This is a genomic window from Cecembia sp. (assembly GCF_007126775.1).
Taxonomy (GTDB): Bacteria; Bacteroidota; Bacteroidia; order Cytophagales; family Cyclobacteriaceae; genus Cecembia.
In genome coordinates, this window is the sequence record NZ_SLAP01000137.1 from 1 (window position 1) to 5,365 (window position 5,365).

Genomic DNA, 5,365 nt, shown 5'->3' on the forward strand with positions numbered 1-5,365 from the left:
CAACCGGACTTTTTTCCAAAATTTTAAGTGATTCCTTCAAGTCAAATTCATCATTTTCAATTTCCTGTAAAAGCTTGATACGGTTAAATAGACGGTTCTCTTCTTCATGAATGTGATGGATGAAATCCTCGACAAACAAGGGAAACATGATGCGCAAATCACAAAGGACATTTTTATAAATTGGTTCTTCTTCCTCAATTCCAGCAACCATATTTGACAAAAATGGGAGTTCCTGTCTTACAAAATAATAATGCTTTCTCTTAAGATAAGCTACAAGAACTTCGATTGGATGCAAGTACAATTCTTCCTGCTCAGGTTCCTTATGCTTGCCCCATTCTTCCAGTTCATTGACCAACTGCTGGGGATTAATTTTAAATTTTTCACAAACTTCCTTAAGCGAATTTTGCTCAAATTGAAAAAAACTAATTCCGAAATAATGCAGGACTGCAGCAAAGACATAATTCTCTGAAACTATGTCTTTGATGGGATTTTTTTCTATATTTCTGGAATTGATCATAAATACAAAATTAATCTATTTTAAAGAAAATAGATCAAAACTTCCACCAAAATCGAATTTATTTCGTTTATAAAAACGAAATCCCCATAAATACTGTTTAATCTTAAATTGAATTATATTACAAAGTAACTTCATTAAAAAGGAAGAACACGTGAGCGAAATTAAGAACACCAAACAGCAAATACGGTTGCCATTGATCCTAGCATTAGCCATTTCTGCGGGGATTTGGATTGGTGCTACATTTGCAGAACCTAAAAGTGACAGAAATGATCTAAAGGCTGCCATTTATAAATTACAGGAAATTATCACTTATATCAATAGGGATTATGTAGACAGTGTCAGCACCAATGAATTGGTGGAATATGGCATCCAAAGGATGTTGGAAAAACTGGACCCGCATTCTTCCTACATCCCTGCCAAAGATGCCACTTTGGCCAAATCTCAATTAGATGGGGAATTTGATGGTATAGGCGTCGAATTTGGTATTATCAGAGATACAATTTACGTTGTGGCTCCTCTTACCGGAGGCCCATCTGAGAAACTAGGCATTCAATCAGGCGATCAGATAATCAGTGTAGATGGAAAAACAGTTGCCGGTACAGGAATAACCAACAGGGATGTATTTGATTTACTGAGAGGTCCAAGAGGATCAAAGGTGAATGTGGATATCAAAAGAAAAAACCAAAGTGAACTGATCCCTTATGAAATCATAAGGGACAAAATACCTCAATATTCCATTAATGCAACTTACATGGTCAACAATGAAATTGGCTATATTAAGATTACAAGGTTTGCAGCTACTACCCATGAGGAATTCAAAAAGGCCGTCAAGGACCTGAAGGAACAGGGAATGAGCAAACTTATTATTGATCTGCAGAGTAATCCTGGAGGTTATATGGGGGCCGCAATTAATATTGCCGATGAAATCCTCGATGACAATGCTCTTATCGTGTCTCAAAAAGGGAAAATGAACCGGTATAACCAAAAGGCATATGCAATCAAACCGGGCTTATTTGAAGAAGGCTCTGTAGTCGTATTGATCAATGAAGGAAGTGCTTCTGCTTCTGAAATTGTTGCTGGTGCATTACAGGATAACGATAGGGGCCTAATCGTTGGAAGGAGGTCTTTTGGCAAAGGACTTGTTCAAATGCCCATAGATTTATCTGATGGCGCGGAATTAAGATTGACCATCGCAAGATATTACACCCCTTCCGGAAGATCCATTCAAAAACCTTATGGCGAGGATTTAGATTATTCCGCTGATTGGAGAGAAAGATTGGAGCATGGCGAATTTTTCAGCGCAGATAGCATCAAATTTAATGATAGCCTTAGGTATGAAACTGTATCGGGCAGAGCTGTTTATGGTGGTGGTGGCATCATGCCTGATTTCTTTGTTCCTCTTGATACCACCATGAGCAGTGCTTATGTCAATAGGTTATTTAACTCTGATTCTTCAAGAGAATTTATTCTTGATTATTTAGATAAAAATAAAAAGAAGTTTGAAGGAATGAGCTTTGAAAGCTATTACGCCGATTTTGAAGTTTCTGATCAAATGCTCCAAACCCTCGTCAAGGTAGGTGAAAAAAATAAAGTGAAGTTTGACGAAAAGGATTTTAATAAGTCTAAAGACTATTTAAAAATTCTTGTCAAAGCGCATATGGGCAGAAACATCTTTGATGATAATGCTTTCTACAAGGTTATAAATGATATCAACGAGATTTATTTACAGGCCTTAAACTTATTTGAAGAAGCAGAAAAATTAGCTCTCGCCGCAAAAACAGAGATTGATTAATGCCAAAAAAGAGGAATGCTTAAGCGCATTCCTCTTTTTTATACAATGCCCAAAGTGGCTTCTCTTATATAAAAAAAATAACCCAGATAACCCTTATTCCCTATGAAGAATTTTCCAGTTTTATTAATGACAATATTTTCGTTGAGCATTATGAGCCATGTTTCTATTGCCCAGGCAAAAATCACCCATCTTGCAGTATATGTCGAAGACTTAAAAAGAAGTGCAGATTTTTATTCTTCTGTCTTCCAATTCGAGGAAATAGATGAACCTTTCAAAGATGGGCTTCATGCCTGGTTTGATATTGGGAACAATATTTCCATGCACATTATTCAGGCACCTTGGGAGCCTGTCACCATCAATAAAAACAACCATATTTGTTTCAGCGTACCCGATATGGATGGTTTTATAAATAATTTAAATGATTTGGGCGTAGCATTTGAGGATTGGCCAGGCAACAAAGGCAAGATAAATATCCGGCCTGATGGCATCAAACAAATATATGTTCGTGACCCTGATGGTTATTGGATTGAAATCAATGATGAATATTAAAACCAGACAAATCCATTAAAAAAATCACGCCATAAATTGGCGTGATTTTTTTTATTGTTAATCCTGATAGATTGTAGATGGCCAAACGTCATTACCTGAATTAATGTCTGTGATGATTTTATCTGGATCAATTTCCACAGCAACGACTTTTTTATCTACGCGCAAAAGATGGCTCCATTCATTGCCTTTAAACCATATTTCCACTGGAAGCAATCTTCTTTCTTTCTCACCGTCCTCGTAGGTGATTTCCAATAAAACTGGCATGGGCATTTCTCCTTTATTTGAAAGGCTAACCACATAATTTGCGCCATAAGGATAGACCCCAGTAATTGCCAGGTCAATATTGGCATTGCTATAAAACCAGCCCTTCCAAAACCAATCCAAGTTCTCACCCGAAACGTTTTCCATATGGTTGAAGAAATCTGTAGGCTGGGGATGCTTGTATGCCCATGTTTTTATGTAAGACCTGAATGCTTTATCAAACCTCTCGGGACCCAAAACATACTCCCTTAACATGATCATACCCAAAGCAGGCTTGTAATACGCCACCATACCTAAGTTGCTGGATTGTGTCCTATCAGGATGGGTAGCGGTCGGTTCTCTTTCAGAGTTGGTCAACCAGCCCAAATACCTTCTGGTTTGTATCAGATTATTGGTGTATTCCCCCTCATTAAAGGCCAAGTAAGAATAATAGTTGATGAAAGTATTGAAGCCTTCATCCATCCATGCATGCCTTCTTTCATCTGTACCTACAATCATTGGGAACCAGTTGTGACCAAATTCATGATCTGTGACTCCCCATAAGCTTTGGCCTTTTGCCCTATAACCACAAAAGTTGAGACCTGGATACTCCATTCCTGCCACATTGGATGCTACATTAACAGCTACCGGATAAGGGTATTCATACCACATTTCGGAATAATGCTCAACAGAAGCTTTTCCGTATTCTGTGGATCTGCCCCAAGCATCCTGACCATCACTTTCTTTTGGATAGGCTGATTGGGCCATGGCTTTTTTTCCACTGGGAAGATTGATCCTGGCAGCATCCCATATGAACGCCTTTGAGGAGGCAAATGCCACATCTCTGGAATTGGTAATCTTAAAGTGCCACGTCAACATCCCTTCTTGTTTGGGGCGGGTATTGGCATAGTCTGTAATTTCTTCTGGAGAAATAATGTAAACCCTTTCATCACTTTCGGAAGCTTCCTTCATTCTCCGCTGCTGTTCCCTGGTAAGCACTTGATTAGGATTCATCAATTCACCAGATCCTACCACAATGTGGTCATAAGGAACGGTAACTTTATATTCAAAATCTCCATATCCAAGATAAAATTCCCCGGCACCCAGATATGGGTCGGTGTTCCATCCTGTCACATCATCAAAAACCGCTACTTTGGGATACCACTGTGCCATAGAATAGATCGTACCGTCTTCAACATCCAAACGACCCATCCTATCCATTCCTCTTTCTGGAATTTTAAACTCAAAATTCATTGAAATAGTAGCCTGACCGCCGTTAGCAGGAATTGGCTCTGCAAAAGTCACCTGCATTCTGGTATCACTGATCAAATACTCCGAAGATACCGGTTTATTCCTACCAACAACCTGTGCTTTAACATCGCTGATCTGGTAACCTCCATCTATATCTCCACTATACCGATTGCCCTGTACGGGGGTTGTCAGAGTCCCCCTTGATTCCGGGGTAAATCTATTTTGTTCCAATAACAACCATACAAAATCCAAGGTCTCAGGAGAATTGTTTTTGTAGGTAATCACCACGTTCCCTGTAATGGTTTGCTCATCTTCATCCAAAGTCACATTCATGACATAATCGGCTCCATTTTGCCAATAAGAAGGTCCGGGTTTGCCTGAAGCTGTTCTGTAGGCAGTCCCCTGACGGTAGCCAAATTCGGTAAATACACCATCTCTATTGTCCGAGACTAGCATTTGTCCATGTACTGTAAGGGATCCTAATCCCCAGAAAATCAAAAAGGCAAATGCCTTAACACTTATAAATCTTAACATAAAGCATAATTTTAATTCTGATAAAAATAAAGATTGGGACTAGAAGAAAAAACTGAATTTTGATAAATACGCAAAATTGTCATCCATAGCTATTTCATAAGTTTCATTTTTTGCCATTTAATGAGAAAGCTGATTAAATTGCGCGACTTTAAAAAAACCACAACTTTAATGAAATTCATTTATACCTGGTTGTTCATTACTTGTTGTACTGGGTTAACCATTGCCCAAGTGGACAGCACTGATGTAAACCTCAATGAGATAACAATAATGGAAAACAGACTGGAGATTCCATTCAGTAAAGTTTCCAGAAATATTGCTGTCATCCAGAGAAAGTCCATAGAGACAACTCCAGCAAGAAGTATTCAGGAATTGCTGTCTTTTACCCCTGGTGTAGATGTCAGGCAGCGGGGTGTGAGTGGTGTGCAGGCCAATATCGGCATACGTGGGGGAAGTTTCGAACAAACACTGATGCTGCTTAATGG

Annotated in this window: 5 protein-coding genes; 3 read left to right on the forward strand and 2 right to left on the reverse strand. The window is 38.8% G+C overall.

Annotated features, from left to right (window positions below; all coding sequences use genetic code 11):
• Nucleotides 1–517 (reverse strand): hemerythrin HHE cation-binding protein (locus QZT73_RS09290; RefSeq protein ID WP_291787772.1); only part of this gene is annotated, 517 nt, incomplete at its 3' end.
• Nucleotides 518–668: 151 nt separating this feature from the next.
• Between QZT73_RS09290 and QZT73_RS09295 the strand changes: the two genes are divergently transcribed.
• The gene (locus QZT73_RS09295; RefSeq protein WP_291784931.1) at nt 669–2,309 is read left to right on the forward strand and encodes a S41 family peptidase; all 1,641 of its coding nucleotides are present in this window, start codon (nt 669–671) and stop codon (nt 2,307–2,309) included.
• Between the two features lie 102 nt (nt 2,310–2,411).
• On the forward strand, nt 2,412–2,858 hold the full coding sequence (locus QZT73_RS09300; RefSeq protein ID WP_291784928.1) for a VOC family protein: 447 nt from the start codon (nt 2,412–2,414) through the stop codon (nt 2,856–2,858).
• Between the two features lie 57 nt (nt 2,859–2,915).
• Here the strand turns inward: QZT73_RS09300 and QZT73_RS09305 are convergent, their stop codons facing one another.
• Entirely contained in the window at nt 2,916–4,805 is a 1,890-nt protein-coding gene (locus QZT73_RS09305) for a M1 family metallopeptidase (protein WP_291784947.1), read from the reverse strand.
• Nucleotides 4,806–5,051: 246 nt separating this feature from the next.
• On the opposite strand from QZT73_RS09305, the gene QZT73_RS09310 reads away from it, so the two are divergent.
• Nucleotides 5,052–5,365, forward strand: a 314-nt coding sequence (locus tag QZT73_RS09310) for a TonB-dependent receptor plug domain-containing protein (protein WP_291787776.1), incomplete at its 3' end; no start/stop codon positions are given.